Raw genomic sequence first — 14,407 nt, forward strand, 5'->3', positions numbered from 1 at the left:
CCACGGAAACGGAGCGCAGCGATGACGTCACCGGCCCCCCAGGAGTTCACCGTCACCCAGGCCACCCTGGACGACTGGCCGGTGATCAGCGGCTGGGCGGCGGCCGAAGGCTGGAATCCGGGACTCTCCGACGGCCCCGCGTTCTTCGCCCAGGACCCCGAGGGCTTCTTCCTCGGCCGCATCGACGGCGAGCCGGTCTCCGCGGTCTCCGTCGTCAACTACGGCACGGACTACGCCTTCCTCGGCTGCTACCTCGTCCGCCCCGACCTGCGCGGCCACGGCTACGGCCTCACCACCTGGAAGACCGCGCTCGCCCACGCCGGGGAGCGCACCGTCGGCCTGGACGGCGTCGTCGACCAGCAGGACAACTACCGCCGCTCCGGCTTCGAACTCGCCCACCGCACCGCCCGCTACACCGGCCCCGCCCCGGCGGCCGAGCCGCCCACCAAAGTGCGCCACGCCCAGCCCGGCGACCTCGACGCCATCACCCGCTACGACGGCGCGTGCACCCCGGCCGACCGCCCCCGCTTCCTCGCCGAGTGGCTCACCGCCCCCGGCCACCACACCTACGTACGCCACGAGGGCGAGCACCTCACCGGCTACGGCGTGATCCGCCCCGGCGCGGACTGCCTGCGCATCGGCCCCCTCTTCGCCGACACCCCCGAGGACGCGCGCGCCCTGTTCGCGGCGCTCACCGCCGACCACACCGGCAGGCAGATCGCCATCGACGTACCCGAACCGAACAAGGCGGGCGTGGAGATGGCCCTCGGGGCCGGGCTCACCCCCTCCTTCGAGACCGCCCGCATGTACACCGGCCCGGTCCGCGAGCACGCCGCCGAGCGCGTGTTCGGTATCGCCACGCTGGAACTCGGCTGATCGCAGGGCTCGTCCGGGATAATCCCGTTGCCCGGCCCCGGCCAGGATGCTGGAGTGACCGCATGGATCACGCCGCGGTACTCGCCCGCTACGACCTCGAGATGCGGCGGAACGCCCGCCCCGACGCGCCCGGCGCCCGGATCGAGCGGGCGGGGGCCGTGGTGCGCCAGGTCGCGGGCGAGCGGGGCTGGAACGGCGTCGTCTGGTCCGGCCTCGACTCGGCGGGGGCGGATCGGGCGATCGCGGAGCAGATCGCGTACTTCACGGGCCTGGGCCGCGACTTCGAGTGGAAGCTCTACGGCCACGACGGGCCGGCGGATCTGGGCGAGCGCCTGATCGCCGCAGGTCTGCGGGCCGAGGAGCCCGAGACGCTGATGGTGGGAGAGATCGCGGAACTCACCCTGGAGGAACGGCTCCCGGACGGCGTCCGCCTGGTCCGGGCCGCCGACGCGGCGGGCGTCGACCTCGTGGTGGCGGTGCACGAGAGGGTCTTCGGCACGGACGGCACCGCCCTGCGCGACCACCTGCTGACCCGCCTCGCGGCCGACCCCGGCACGGTCCTCGGCGTGGTCGCGCTGGCCGGGGGCGAGCCGGTGGCCTCCGCCCGGCTGGAGCTGGTGCCGGGCGGAGACTTCGCCGGACTCTGGGGCGGCGGCACCGTCGCACAGTGGCGGGGCCGGGGCCTGTACCGCGCCCTGGTCGCCCACCGCACCCGCGTCGCCGCCGCCCACGGCTGCCGTCATGTCCAGGTGGACGCCTCCGTCATGAGCCGCCCCGTCCTGGAACGTCTCGGGCTGCACGCCCTGACCACCACGACGCCGTATCTGTACAAGAGGTGACCCGAGGGTCAGCGGCGGCGGCCCACCGTCCGGTCCAGCGCGGCGATGCCGACCGCTGCCAGGGCGATCTGGATCAGCCACTCGATCCAGTCCGGCCCGTCGGTGTCCGCGACACCCAGGCCCGCCGCGATGGCCGTGCCCAGCAGGGCGGCCACGATGCCGACGAGGATGGTGACGATCACGCCGATGTGCTGACGTCCCGGCACGACCAGCCGCCCCAGCACACCGATCACGATGCCGATGATGACGGCGCTGATGAGTCCTGAAATCTCCATGTCCACCCCTAGTGCTCTCGGCCCCTGCTGCTGTGGCATGTGCCCGCTGCGGACGGAGCCAGTCCACTCCGGCGCCGCCCCCGGGAACTCCCACCGGGAGAGTGCCCGTGGCGGCTGCCGTCGACGCGGCGGAGCGGCGGGATTTCAGGAGGCGGGGACCGTCCGTTCCGGGGTGTTCCAGCCGGAGACCCGCACCCGGGGCGCCGAGCCGCGCAGGTCCGCCGTGCGGTAGGTGGCGGTGAGCGTCACCGACTCGCCCGGCCAGAGCCCGACCTGGTTGTCCGACCAGCGCACCGGAAGCACCGGCCGGCCCTTGGCGTCGACCAGGTGGACGTCCGTCAGCAGGGAGGGCGTCCGGCCGCCGCCGGTGCGGCGCAGGGTCACCGTCGTGGTGGACAGTGTGCCCGAGGAGCGGGTGGCCGCGGTGGCCGACACCGGTACCGGTGCCATGGCGGAGAGGCCCTTGAGGTCGGCGTAGGCGGTCGTCGGGGTGTAGTACCAGTCGGTGTGCGCCCAGTCGAGGGTGTCGGGCCGGGTGGAGAGCCAGTACACGTTCCGGCTCACCTCCCTCCCGTCCGGGCCGGTGAGCACCAGGCGCAGCAGGTGGGTCCTGGAGGTGCCGCTGATGTCCTTCGGCAGCGTGAACGCGGTGCCGTGCGCGCCGTCGCCGGGTACGCGCAACCCGGTCAGGGCGTGCTCGTAGCGCGGGGTGCCGTCCGGGTCGAAGAGGGTGGCCCGCGCGGTGAGCCCGGTGGCGGGGGAGTGGCGGCCGTTGACGACGACGACCGAGCGGTCGTCGTAGGAGTACTGGACGTGCAGGGGCTCGCCCGCCTTCTTGGCGCCGAAGTAGGCGCCGTTCTGGTCGAGATAGCGGTCCATGAGCTGCCAGTGCAGCGAGGTCCAGCCGCTGTTGAGCATCCAGTGCACGATCCCGGTGGCCGGCTTGTGGGCGTCGTGCGCGTTACGGCGGTACGCCTCGAACTCGGCGCGGACGTTCTCGTACTGGGCGAGCTGCGCCTTGCGCACGTAGTCGGTGAGGCCGGCCGGGGCGCCGTAGCGGGCGGTGAGGGCGGCGTTGTAGAGCTTGAGTGTGGAGAAGACCGCCGAGGGGGAGCGGTGGTACTGCTTGGCCCCCGGGGTCTTCCACAGGGTGTCCAGCTCGGCGGGGGTCATCATCCGGCGCAGGGTGTCCAGGGTGGGGATGCTGGGGCCCGCGCTGGTCTCGGAGTTGAATCCGGTGGCGCCGCCCTCGCGCTTGGCGTACCAGTAGGCGGGCGGCACCCAGTCGTAGGGGCCACTCATCTTCATGCCCGAACTGCCCAGCCTGGGCGAGGAGTTGTCGGAGGCGGCCGGGACGACGGGGGTGGGCCAGTCGGCGGCCGCGAGCGCGTCCAGGTAGTTCTTCTCGATCGTGGCGTTCGGTGCCGCGTCGCTGCCGATCAGGAACGAGATGACGCTCGGGTGGGCGCGCAGCCGGGCCGCCTCGGCAGCCATGGACGCCTTCGCCACCGTGTGGTCGTCCGCGTCCCACTTCTCCCCGGAGCCGTCCTCGTTGACCTGGCCCTCCCACTTGTCGCAGCACTCCCATCCCGGCAGCGTCAGCACGCCGAGCCGGTCGGCCAGGTCGAAGAACTCGTCCGGCTCGATGTGCCCCTCCAGCCGGACCGTGTTCAGCCCGAGGTCGAGGACGTACCGGAGCCGGTCCTCCACATAGCCCCGGTCCCAGCGCAGGAACTGGTCGGGCGACCAGCCGCCGCCCCGGATCAGCAGCGAGCGCCCGTTGATCCGGTACTGGCGGGCGCCGTCCTTGTTCAGGGGCGCCCGGACGTCACGGATGCCGAAGGTCTCGTGCGCGGTGTCGGAGACGGCACCGGCGACGGAGGCGGTGAGCCTCAGGTCGTACAGCGGCTGGCCGCCCATTCCGGCGGGCCACCACACGCGGGGGGAGCGCAGGCGCAGGCCGGGGACGTCGGCGGGGGAGAAGACGACGGTGCGCGACTCGTGCGCGGCGAGGGCGACCCGGCGGCTGAGCGTGGTTCCGGCGACGCTGCCGGTGACCAGGGCGGTGACCGCGCGGCCGGTGTCGTTGCGGACCCGTGCCTTCACGGTCAGGTCGGCGGTGGCCAGCGACGGCACGGCCAGCTTGGTCACCACATGGGCGTCGCCCAGCGCGACCGGCCCGCCGCGCCGGACCAGGACGTCGCGGACCAGGCCCATGTTCTGGTCCGGGGGCGGCTGGAGCCAGTCGAGCCAGCCCATGCTGAGGTCCCGGTTCGGATCGTTGGGCCGGACCCGGAAGGCGACCGTGTTCCGGCCGGGCCGCACCAGGGCGGTGATGTCCAGCTCGTGCCGCGTGTACGCGCCCTTCACCTGTGCGTCCGTCGCCACCCGGTGGCCGTTGACGTGCACCTCGGCGGCCGGGACGACCCCGCTGAAGTCGAGCCGGGTGCGCCGGGAGGTGTCGTCCACGGTGAAGTCGGAGCGGTACCACCAGGGCACCTTGAAGTCGGCCTTCGGAATCCGGCTCAGGTTGGTCGAGCGGAAGGGGTCTGGGTAGCGGCCCTCGGCCAGCAGGGCCGCGAGGACCGTGGAGCGGGGGCCGGCGTGGTGCCAGCCGCGCGCCGGGTAGCCGGGGGAGGAGACGGTGGCCGCGGAGTCGCCGACCTTGGCGGTGGACTGGAGCGAGAAGGAGGCGAGCGGGGTGGCCGAGCCCGCCGTGTCCGGGACGCGGGTCGCTCCGGGGGCCGGACGTGGGACCGGGGCCCGGTCCTTCGGGCCCGCCCAGGCGGTGGTGGTGAGGGTGCCGATCAGGCCGAGGAGCGCCGCGGCCGTGGCGAGGCGGCGGCCGGGGGCGGGGCGAGCGGACAGGGCGGTCTCCAGCCTCGTGAGGTCAAGGAACGCTATGGCCCGGCTCAAGCTAGAAAGCGCCGCGAACCGTGTCAAAGACCTCCGGCCGGGACGCGCCGCCCGCGCGCACGAGGAGGCCGGTCCGCTCCGGCGGACCGGCCTCGCGTCCTTCGTTGTCGGTGGGAGTCTGCGTACGGTCCTCCTTCCGTCGAACCGAGCGGACTCGACCGCGTCCGGTGGGCCTGCGGTGGAGTGCCGCGTATCGCGTATCCGTCCATTCTGCGCCTTTTATTCCCGTATGTGTAGGGGGTTCGAGCAATACTTTCGACCGGGTTCAGACCCCCGTACAGACCCCGCTCAGACGGCCGCCTCCAGCGGTTCCTGCCGCTCGATGCCGGAGCGCAGCCGGTGCAGGCCTCGGCGGGCGTGGCTCTTCACGGTGCCGAGCGGCCAGCCCGTGCGGGCGGCGATCTGCGGCTGGGTGAGGTCCTCGTAGAACGCCAGGTACAGCACCCGGCGCTGGGCGGCGGGCAGCCGTCCCAGTTCGCGGCGGACCAGGACCCGGTCCAGCACCGTCTCCGGGTCGGCGGCGGTCTCGGAGCCGAGCGCGGTGCGAGACAGGGACGCGGCCGCCGCCGCGACCAGCTCGCCGCGCCGGGCACGCGCCGCCAGCGCGTCGAAGATCTTGCGCCGGGTGATGCCGACGATCCAGCCGCCCAGCGGCCCCCGGTCCGGCCGGTAGCCCGCACGGCCCCGCCACACCCCGAGGAACACCTGCTGGGTCACGTCCTCCGCCTCAGCGGCGTTCCCCAGCGCGCGGCGGGCGAGGGCGTACACCAGTGAGGACCAGCGCCGGTACACGGCCGCGAGACAGTCCTCGTCCCCCGCGACCAGGCCCCGCGCCAGCTCCTCGTCGTCGCACCCGTCCCCGGCCCGCGCCACGGGCGGCGCGGCGGTGGCGGACGGGGACGGGTACGAGGTCATGACCTGGCTCCTCGGGTGGGACGGTCAGGTCATCGTGGGAGCCGGTGCCGGGCGCCGACAACTCGCATCGTTTCTGCGTCGTTCCCGGCGTACAGTCGAGGTATGGACGACGAAACCGTCGGCGCCGGACTGACCACCGGCGCCCTGGCCCGCAGGCTCGGTGTGTCGCCCACGACCCTGCGCTCCTGGGACCGCCGCTACGGCCTCGGCCCCGCCGCCCGCGCCGACGGCAGACACCGCCGCTGGACGCCGGACGACGTGGCCGTGCTGGAGGCGATGTGCCGCCTGACCTCCTCGGGCGTCCCGCCCGCCGAAGCCGCCCGGACCGCCCGCGACGCCACGCACCCGCCCGCCGGCCGGGCCCCGGCCCCCGCGCCCCGCTCCCGCGCCCCCGGCGCACTGCCGCTCGGCGACGTGCGCGCGGAGTGCCGGGGTCTGGCCCGCGCGGCCGTCCGCCTGGACGCCCCGGCCGTGGAGGAGCAACTGGACGGTGTCGTCGCCGAGTACGGCGTCACCGTGGCCTGGCAGGAGGTGATGGCGCCCGCCCTGCACGCCGTGGGCCGCAAGTGGGTCTCCTCCGGGGACCGTTACATCGAGGTGGAGCACCTGCTGTCCTGGCACGTCTCCACCGCCCTGCGCCGCCACACCCCCCGGCTCGGTCCGCCCGGCACCCCCGTCACCGGACCCGTGCTGCTCGCCTGCGCCCCCGACGAACAGCACACCCTCCCGCTGGAGGCCCTCAACGCCGCGCTGGCCCAACACGGCATCCCCACCCGGATGTTCGGCAGCGCCGTCCCCGCCGACGCGCTCGCCGCCGCCGTACGGCGCCTGGGTCCGGCAGCCGTCGTGCTGTGGTCCCAGGCCCGCGCCACCGCGAGCCTGCCGCTGGCCCGGCATGTGGCGGGCATCGAGTGGGGCGTACGCGGTGCCCGCGGGCAGACCCTGATGATGCTCGGCGGACCCGGCTGGGCGGGCCGTTCCTGCCAGGGCATGCTCCGCCCGACCGGGCTCGCCGACGCCCTCGACACCCTGACCGCCGCCTACGGCACCGAGGTCGGCCGGAACCTCACTCCAGTCCGCGTGCGTGCTTGAACCGGTCCAGCCCGTCCTTCAGGTCGACGATCGGGTCCGGGTAGTCCCCGGCCGCCGCCCGGTCCGACCCGCTCAGCTTCCACGGCTCGTGCACCGCCGGGCCCTCCACGTCCGCCAACTCCTCGATCCATCGCCGGACATAGGCACCGTCCGGGTCGTACCGCTTGGCCTGGGTCGTCGGGTTCAGCACCCGGTTGGGGCGGGTGTCGGTGCCCGTGCCGGCCGTCCACTGCCAGTTGAGCTGGTTGTTGGCCAGGTCACCGTCGACCAGCAGGTTCAGGAAGTGCCGGGCGCCCACCCGCCAGTCCACGTACAGCGTCTTGGTCAGGAAGCTCGCGGTGAGCAGCCGGCCCCGGTTGTGCATCCAGCCCTCGTGCCGCAACTGCCGCATCGCGGCGTCCACGATCGGATAGCCGGTACGGCCCTCCCGCCACGCCTCGATGTCCGCCTCGGCCTCCGGTCCCGTGCGCCAACGGTCGTGCCTCGTGCGGTAGTCGGCATGCGACACCTTCGGCCGCACCGCCAGCACCTGCCGGTTGAAGTCCCGCCAGGCGACCTGCCGCACGAACGCCTCCGCGCCCGCACCGCCCTCACGACGCGACCGGTGCACGAGTTCCACCGGCGAGACCGTGCCGAAGTGCAGATGCGGGGAGAGCCGGGAGGTGCCGTCACCGGCCAGGTCGTCGTGCCGGTCCCCGTACGCGTCGATCCCCGACCGCAGCCAGGCCGCCACCATCCGGCGCCCCTCCTTCTCCCCGCCCTCCGCGAGGCCCGGCGAGGTGCCCGGCACCGCGTCGCGGGACGGAAGTTCCTCGGACTTGATGTCGTCCGGGACGCTCACCCTCCGGGGCGCGCCGAGCGGGTCCCGCAGCGACTGCCCGGACCAGTGGCGGAAGTACGGGGTGAACACCGCGAAGTGGTCCGAGCCGGTCGGGGTCACCAAGCCGGGCTCGACGGCACCCGTCACCGTGTCGTGGACGTGCAGCCTGCGGCCGTCCGCCTCCAGCGCGGTGCGCAGGGCGTGCTCGCGGCGGTGCGCGTAGCCGCTGGCGTCGGCTGCCATGTGCACCTCGTCGGCGTCCGCCTCCGCGACCACCTTGCACACCTCGGCCACCACGTCCCCGGAGCGCACCACGAGCCGGCCGCCGCGCTCGCGCAGCCCGGCGTCCAGGTCCCGCAGGCAGTCGGCGAGGAACGCCAGGCGGTTGGGCGCGGTGAACCCCGCGCCGTCGATGCCCTCGTCGCGCACGAACAGCGGCACCACCTGCCGGGCTCCGTCGAGGGCCGCGCGCAGCGGCGGATGGTCGTACAGACGCAGATCGGCGGTGAAGAGGACGACCGAGGTGTTCATCGAACGGCTCCGGAGCAGGGGATGCGGACGGTGGACTCTTCCGGGCGAGGGCCCCGGACGGACGCGGACGTCAACGCCGTGCCCGCCGTTTCAGCCTCCGGTGCTGGAGCCCCAGGTTCTTGATGCCCCGCTTCCGGAGCCCCCGGTTCTTCATCGTCGGGACCGGGCCGTAGACCGCGGCCCGCGCGATGTTCCGGGACATCCCGCCGAACACGATCGCGTGGAACGGCGACACCGCCCACCAGTACGCCTGGCCGAGCAGCCCGCGCGGATGGAACAGGGCGCGCTGGCGGTACCGGCTGCGGCCCTCGCCGGCCGGCTCCGCGTACATCTCCAGCCAGGCCAGGCCCGGCAGCCGCATCTCGGCCCGCAGCCGCAGCAGATGGCCCGGCTCGATCTCCTCCACCCGCCAGAAGTCCAGCGAGTCGCCCACCCGCAGCCGCTCCGCGTCCCGGCGGCCCCGGCGCAGCCCCACCCCGCCCATCGCCCGGTCCATCCAGCCGCGCAGGCTCCAGGCGAGCGGGAAGGAGTACCAGCCGTTGTCGCCGCCGACGCCCTCGATCACCCGCCACAGCCGGTCCAGCGGGGCGTCCACCAGCGTCTCGCGCTCGTCGGTGTACAGGCTGCCGCCCGCCCAGTCCGGGTCGGTCGGCAGCGGATCGCTCGGCGCGCCCGGCACCGACGCCGACGACCAGCGGGTGACCACCTTCGCCTCACGCACCCGGCGCAGCGCCAGCCGTACCGCCTCGTCGAAGGTGAACGGATGCCCGGGCGGCTCCGGCAGATACCGCCGGATGTCGTGCTCGCGGCACACCACCTCGTACCGCAGCGACTCGGTCAGTGGGCGGGCGATGGACGCGGGTACCGGGGTAACCAGCCCCACCCAGTGGCTGGACAGACCCGGCGTGAGCATCGGCACGGACAGGATGAACCGGTGCGGCAGATGGGCGAGTTGGGCGTACCTCAGCATCATCTCCCGGTACGTCAGTGTGTCCGGGCCGCCGATGTCGAAGGTCCGGTTCACGTCCTCCGGCAACCGCGCGGAGCCCACCAGCAGCCGCAGCACGTCCTCGACACCGATCGGCTGGATACGGGTTTGCACCCAGCTCGGCGTCACCATCACCGGCAGCCGCTCGGTGAGGTAGCGCAGCATCTCGAAGGAGGCCGAGCCGGAGCCGATGATCACCGCCGCGCGCAGTACGGCCGTCGGCACCCCGGACTCCAGCAGGATGTGTCCGACCTCCGCCCGCGAGCGCAGGTGCGGGGACAGCTCCCGCTCCGGCACCCCGGCCGGGGTCAGCCCGCCGAGGTACACGATCCGGCGTACCCCGGCCGCCTTCGCCTGCTCGCCGAAGTACCGGGCCGCGCGGCGGTCGGTCTCCTCGAAGCCGCCCCCACTGGCCAGCGCGTGCACCAGGTAGTACGCCACATCGACGTCCCGCATCGCGTCGGCCAGCGTGTCGGGGTTCGTCACATCGCCCCGCACCACCTCCACGTCACCGGCCCACGGGAGGTCGCGCAGCTTGCTCGGGGTACGGGCCAGACAGCGCACCTGGTGTCCGGCGGCGAGCAGTTCCGGCACGAGCCTGCCCCCGATGTAGCCGGTGGCACCGGTCACCAGGCAGCGCAGTCCGCCCTCGGGCTCGTCGTCGTTCATCGTCTTCGGCTCCTCGGCATCGGTGTTCGCCCGTGGTCCGCCACGGCCTCCCGGTGATCCCTTCCCGCCCGACGCCATAAGTGGATGCGGTTGTGCCGGACGGAGTACAACGGCATGTCCACGCGATAGCCGGGCAGCCGATGAGGTACAGGTTCCGTGTCCCGTCCGAACCTTCCGCCGGAGGTGTCCGCCGCCATGAATTCGACAGTGCTGGAGCGTTTCCCCGCAGGTTCACCGCGCGGCTCCTGGCCCGCCGAGGAGTACGCCGCCGCCCGCCGGGCCGAGGGCGAACCCGCGACGGTGGTCATGGACCTCAAGTCGGACGCGTTCCTGGTCGTGGTCGAGGGTCGCGCGGACGACTAGAACCCCGGACCGCGTCACCGGGTGAGTGCCTCCAGATGGGCCTTCCGGGTCTCCGCGGTCTGACCCTGGATCAGCAGGAACATCCCCTCGCGGGCCAGGCGTTGGGCCCGGGACGTGAGGGACATCGAGCGGCCGCCTCCTGCCACCACCGCCGCCGTGGTGGCCGTGTTCAGCGCCGCGTACGCCTCCGCCCGTACCGCCAGGCGTTCCTCCACCCGCTCCAGCGGGGAGGGGTGGTCGGCGAGGGCGTAGGCGCGGGTACGGATGTCCGTCAGATGCGCCCGTAGCGGGATCGCCGTCCGCTCCTCCAGCAGGGACAGGGCCGCCGAGGCGATGCCGAAGACCGCCGGGTTGGTGTTCAGGGTCTTCGCCCGGTCGGTGGGGGCCCAGTCGGAGTACGGGACACGGAGGGCCATCGAGGCATCGGGGACGCGCAGGCCGTCCAGCTCCAGGGACACCGTGTGCGCGGCGGTCAGGGCGGCCAGGCGCAGGGGGTCGGAGGGGCGCAGGCCCGGCTGGTCGCGGGCCTCCACGAAGGCGAACACCGCCTCGCCGTCGTCGGTCAGGCCGGCCAGGAGGAGTACGTCGTTCAGGCCCCAGCCGGTGTACCAGGGGACCGTTCCGTCGAAGCGCCAGCCCGTGCCGTCGCGGCGGGCCCGTACGGGCGCCCCGGGGTGGGCGCGCAGGTGGGCGTACGCCACTCCGGAGAGCAGCTCGCCGCGGGCCAATGGGCCCAACAGGCGCTCACGGGCAGCCGGTTCGCCCCGCGTGAGGACCTGGACCGGGGTGTGGTGCTGCGACTGGACGAACCACGTCGAACCGCACGCGCCCGCCAGGATCTCCGAGACCTCCCGGACCACGCCGGGCGGCGCCGCCGAGCCGCCGTACTCGGCCGGGGCGGTCAGGCCCAGCAGCCCGGACCGCTTCACGGCCTCGACGTGGCTCGCGGGCACGCCCTCCTGGTCCACCCGCTCCGCCTCGGGCTCCAGCAGCTCGGCGGAGAGGAGACGGGCGCGGGCGACGAGCGGGTGTTCGGTGATCGTCATGCGTCACTTCCTACCCCCGCCGCACCGCCCGGCACCTGTGGCACACTCCGCCGATGACCACCCGAACGATCACCGCGGCAGACTCCGGCACCCTCACCCTCGGCGACCTCTCCGTCCACCGCGTCGGCCTCGGCGCGATGCGGCTGACCGGCAACGCCGCCTTCCACCTGGGCGCCCCCAGCGACCGGGCCCGCTCCCTCGCCGTCCTGCGCCGGGCCGTGGAACTCGGGGTGAACCACATCGACACCGCCGCCTTCTACTTCTCCGCCCTCCGCTCCGCCAACGAACTGATCAACACCGCCCTCGCCCCCTACGCCGACGACCTGGTCATCGCCACCAAGGTCGGCCCCTTCCGTGAGCAGGACGGCTCCTGGGGCACCGCCGCCCGCCCGGACCAACTGCGCGGCCACGTCGAGGAGAACCTCCGCCAGCTCGGCCGCGACCACCTCGACCTCGTGTACCTGCGCCGAATGCGCCAGGACTCCGTCGCCGAGCACTTCGGCGCCCTCGCGGAGCTGCGGCAGGCGGGCCTGATCCGGCACCTCGGCATCTCCGCGATCGCACCCCGGCACCTCGACGAGGCGCTGGCCCTCGCACCCGTGGTCGCCGTGCAGAACCGGTACGGACTCGACACCCCGTACCCCGAGGCGGCCGAGCTGCTCAGGCTGTGCGGGGAGCGCGGCATCGCCTTCGTCCCGTACTACGCCGTCGCCGGGGAGACCGGCGAACGCGGCGCGCACGAGCGGGTCGCGGCCGACGCGGACGCCGTGGTCGCGGAGATCGCCCGCGCGCACGGCGTCAGCCCGACCCAGGTCCGGATCGCCTGGACCCTGCAGCAGGGACCGCACGTCCTCGCCATCCCCGGCACCGGCGACCCCGCCCATCTGACGGAGAACATCGCGGCGGGCGCGCTGAAGCTCACCGACGGCGAACTGGGCCGCCTGAACGCCTTCCACCACTAGCCGAGGACCCCGCCGGTCCCCTCTCAGGGGGAGACTGGCGCCCCGGTAGTTTTACGTATAACCTCTCCCGCTAACCACCCCCACCGGAAGGCTCCGATGCGCCGCGTTGCCCTGGTCACCCTCGTCGTGGACGACTACGACGACGCCATCCGCTTCTACACCGAGGCACTCGGTTTCCGGCTGGCCGAGGACGAGCCCCGCCCGGACGGCTCACGGTGGGTCGTCGTGGAGCCCGGCACCGAAGCGGGCCCCGGCACCGGCCTGCTGCTCGCCCGCGCGAAGAACGACGGCCAGCGCGCCCGCCTCGGCGACCAGACCGGTGGCCGCGTCGGCTTCTTCCTGCACACCGACGACTTCGCCCGCGACCACGCCCGCATGACCGCCCACGGGGTGACCTTCCTGGAGGAACCCCGTCACGAGCCGTACGGCACGGTCGCCGTCTTCCAGGACCTCTACGGCAACCGCTGGGACCTGCTCCAGCCCGCCGCCTGAACGCCGCCTGAACCCCCATCCGCACGACCCGCCGAGGAAGCACGCCATGACCGCGCCCCGCATCGACACCGAGACCCTCCGCCGGCTCCCCAAGGCCGTCCTGCACGACCACCTCGACGGCGGCCTGCGCCCCGCCACCGTCATCGAACTCGCGGCCGCGGTCGGCCACACCCTGCCCACCACCGACCCGGACGAGCTGGCCGCCTGGTACGTCGAGGCTGCGGGCTCCGGCGACCTGGTCCGCTACATAGGCACCTTCGAGCACACCCTCGCCGTGATGCAGACCCGTGAGGGCCTGCTGCGCGTCGCCGAGGAGTACGTGCTGGACCTCGCCGCCGACGGCGTCGTCTACGCCGAGGTGCGCTACGCCCCCGAGCTGAACACGCGCGCCGGGCTCACCCTGGCCGAGGTCGTGGAGACCGTGCAGGAGGGCCTCGCGGCCGGCATGGCCAAGGCGGCCGCCGCCGGGACGCCGGTACGCGTCGGCACCCTGCTGTGCGGCATGCGGATGTTCGACCGGGTCGGCGAGGCCGCCGAACTGGCCGTCACCTACCGCGACGCCGGGGTCGTCGGCTTCGACATCGCCGGTGCCGAGGACGGCTTCCCACCCGCCGACCACCTGGCCGCCTTCGAGCACCTGCGCGCCGAGAGCGTGCCCTTCACCATCCACGCGGGCGAGGCGTACGGGCTGCCCAGCATCCACCAGGCCGTCCAGGTCTGCGGCGCCCAGCGCCTCGGGCACGGCGTCCGCATCACCGAGGACATCGTCGACGGCAAGCTCGGCCGCCTGGCCGGCTGGGTCCGCGACCGCCGGATCGCGCTGGAGATGTGCCCCACCTCCAACCTCCAGACCGGCTGCGCCACGTCCATCGCCGAGCACCCCATCACCGCGCTGAAGGACCTCGGCTTCCGGGTCACCCTCAACACCGACAACCGCCTGGTCTCCGGCACCACCATGACCCGCGAGATGGCGCTGCTGGTCGAGGAGGCGGGCTGGACGGCGGAGGACCTGCGCACGGTCACCGTGAACGCGGTCAAGAGCGCCTTCATCCCGTTCGACGAGCGCAAGGCGCTCATCGAGGACGTCATCCTGCCGGGTTACGCCGAAGCGCTCTGAAGCAGCCCCTTGACGTAGGCGGCCTGTCCGACGTGCTGGAGATCGTCGGACAGGACGCTCACCAGGCGTACGCCCAGCGTGACCGGGGGCTCCCAGCGCTCGTCCACGACCCGCTCCAGATCCTTGGCGGCCAGCGCCCGCAGCACGCCGAGGGTCTGGTCGTGCACCGCGTCGTAGTACCCGGCCAGCAGCACGGTCGAGGGGACCCGTACCTTCGCGGCCTGCTCGGGGGTGTGGCCGTAGCCGGTGTCGTGGTGCGGCAGCTCCAGGTCGAAGCGGTCGGCCCAGTCCCGTGCCAGCCACACCTGGTCCAGCCCGAAGGCGTCGGCGATGTGGTCGTCCTGCACCCGGCTGAGATGCCACAGCAGCCAGGCGATGGAGTTCGCGCCGGGCGCGGGGGAGCGGTCCAGGTCGTCCGCGCCGAGTCCGTCGAGCACGGTGTGGACTTCTTCCCGGATACGGTCGTAGCCCTCGATGAGGATCTCCTTCGCGTACATGTTCCCACC

The 14,407-nt window shown here is 73.4% G+C and carries 14 protein-coding genes; 7 read left to right on the top strand and 7 right to left on the bottom strand.

Annotation, left to right across the window (positions count from 1 at the left end):
- Window positions 1-21 precede the first annotated feature (21 nt).
- Both OG448_RS29020 and OG448_RS29025 read left to right on the top strand, forming a co-directional pair.
- Window positions 22-876 (top strand): GNAT family N-acetyltransferase, encoded by an 855-nt coding sequence (locus tag OG448_RS29020; RefSeq protein WP_405558196.1) that lies wholly within the window; start codon window positions 22-24, stop codon window positions 874-876.
- A gap of 62 nt (window positions 877-938) precedes the next feature.
- Window positions 939-1,715 (top strand): GNAT family N-acetyltransferase, encoded by a 777-nt coding sequence (locus OG448_RS29025; protein WP_405558198.1) that lies wholly within the window; start codon window positions 939-941, stop codon window positions 1,713-1,715.
- A gap of 8 nt (window positions 1,716-1,723) precedes the next feature.
- Here OG448_RS29025 and OG448_RS29030 read toward each other — a convergent pair whose 3' ends face one another.
- From OG448_RS29030 to OG448_RS29040, 3 genes are all read right to left on the bottom strand, one after another.
- On the bottom strand, window positions 1,724-1,990 hold the full coding sequence (locus tag OG448_RS29030; protein ID WP_161191547.1) for a GlsB/YeaQ/YmgE family stress response membrane protein: 267 nt from the start codon (window positions 1,988-1,990) through the stop codon (window positions 1,724-1,726).
- Between the two features lie 144 nt (window positions 1,991-2,134).
- Window positions 2,135-4,858, bottom strand: a complete 2,724-nt coding sequence (locus tag OG448_RS29035; RefSeq protein WP_405559019.1) for a glycosyl hydrolase 2 galactose-binding domain-containing protein — start codon at window positions 4,856-4,858, stop codon at window positions 2,135-2,137.
- Between the two features lie 336 nt (window positions 4,859-5,194).
- Window positions 5,195-5,821 (bottom strand): sigma-70 family RNA polymerase sigma factor, encoded by a 627-nt coding sequence (locus OG448_RS29040; protein ID WP_405558201.1) that lies wholly within the window; start codon window positions 5,819-5,821, stop codon window positions 5,195-5,197.
- Between the two features lie 102 nt (window positions 5,822-5,923).
- Here OG448_RS29040 and OG448_RS29045 point away from each other — a divergent pair, with 102 nt between their 5' ends.
- The gene (locus OG448_RS29045; RefSeq protein WP_405558203.1) at window positions 5,924-6,913 is read left to right on the top strand and encodes a MerR family transcriptional regulator; all 990 of its coding nucleotides are present in this window, start codon (window positions 5,924-5,926) and stop codon (window positions 6,911-6,913) included.
- Here OG448_RS29045 and OG448_RS29050 read toward each other — a convergent pair.
- Both OG448_RS29050 and OG448_RS29055 read right to left on the bottom strand, forming a co-directional pair.
- Complete coding sequence (locus tag OG448_RS29050; RefSeq protein WP_405558205.1) at window positions 6,888-8,264, bottom strand: cryptochrome/photolyase family protein; 1,377 nt, start codon at window positions 8,262-8,264, stop codon at window positions 6,888-6,890. The two genes, OG448_RS29045 and OG448_RS29050, sit on opposite strands and share 26 nt — an antisense overlap.
- A 70-nt stretch (window positions 8,265-8,334) precedes the next feature.
- Window positions 8,335-9,921: an SDR family oxidoreductase gene (locus tag OG448_RS29055; RefSeq protein WP_405558207.1), complete on the bottom strand. Its 1,587-nt coding sequence runs from the start codon at window positions 9,919-9,921 to the stop codon at window positions 8,335-8,337.
- Window positions 9,922-10,116: 195 nt separating this feature from the next.
- On the opposite strand from OG448_RS29055, the gene OG448_RS29060 reads away from it, so the two are divergent.
- On the top strand, window positions 10,117-10,284 hold the full coding sequence (locus OG448_RS29060) for a hypothetical protein (protein ID WP_167513568.1): 168 nt from the start codon (window positions 10,117-10,119) through the stop codon (window positions 10,282-10,284).
- Between the two features lie 14 nt (window positions 10,285-10,298).
- On the opposite strand, the gene OG448_RS29065 is transcribed toward OG448_RS29060, so the two are convergent.
- Window positions 10,299-11,330 (bottom strand): acyl-CoA dehydrogenase family protein, encoded by a 1,032-nt coding sequence (locus tag OG448_RS29065; protein ID WP_405558209.1) that lies wholly within the window; start codon window positions 11,328-11,330, stop codon window positions 10,299-10,301.
- Between the two features lie 53 nt (window positions 11,331-11,383).
- Here OG448_RS29065 and OG448_RS29070 point away from each other — a divergent pair, with 53 nt between their 5' ends.
- From OG448_RS29070 to OG448_RS29080, 3 genes are all read left to right on the top strand, one after another.
- A complete protein-coding gene (locus OG448_RS29070) occupies window positions 11,384-12,292 on the top strand; it encodes an aldo/keto reductase (protein ID WP_405558211.1) in 909 nt (302 codons plus the stop codon).
- Window positions 12,293-12,388: 96 nt separating this feature from the next.
- Window positions 12,389-12,784, top strand: a complete 396-nt coding sequence (locus tag OG448_RS29075) for a VOC family protein (RefSeq protein ID WP_405558213.1) — start codon at window positions 12,389-12,391, stop codon at window positions 12,782-12,784.
- A gap of 46 nt (window positions 12,785-12,830) precedes the next feature.
- Window positions 12,831-13,901 carry an adenosine deaminase gene (locus tag OG448_RS29080; RefSeq protein ID WP_405558215.1) on the top strand — a complete coding sequence of 357 codons (1,071 nt, stop codon included), beginning with the start codon at window positions 12,831-12,833 and terminating at the stop codon, window positions 13,899-13,901.
- On the opposite strand, the gene OG448_RS29085 is transcribed toward OG448_RS29080, so the two are convergent.
- Window positions 13,883-14,398: a DinB family protein gene (locus OG448_RS29085; RefSeq protein WP_405558217.1), complete on the bottom strand. Its 516-nt coding sequence runs from the start codon at window positions 14,396-14,398 to the stop codon at window positions 13,883-13,885. The genes OG448_RS29080 and OG448_RS29085 overlap by 19 nt on opposite strands.
- Window positions 14,399-14,407: the final 9 nt, after the last annotated feature.

Origin of the sequence: Streptomyces sp. NBC_01171, from assembly GCF_045039805.1 — a bacterium.
In the GTDB taxonomy this organism is placed as follows: domain Bacteria; phylum Actinomycetota; class Actinomycetes; order Streptomycetales; family Streptomycetaceae; genus Streptomyces.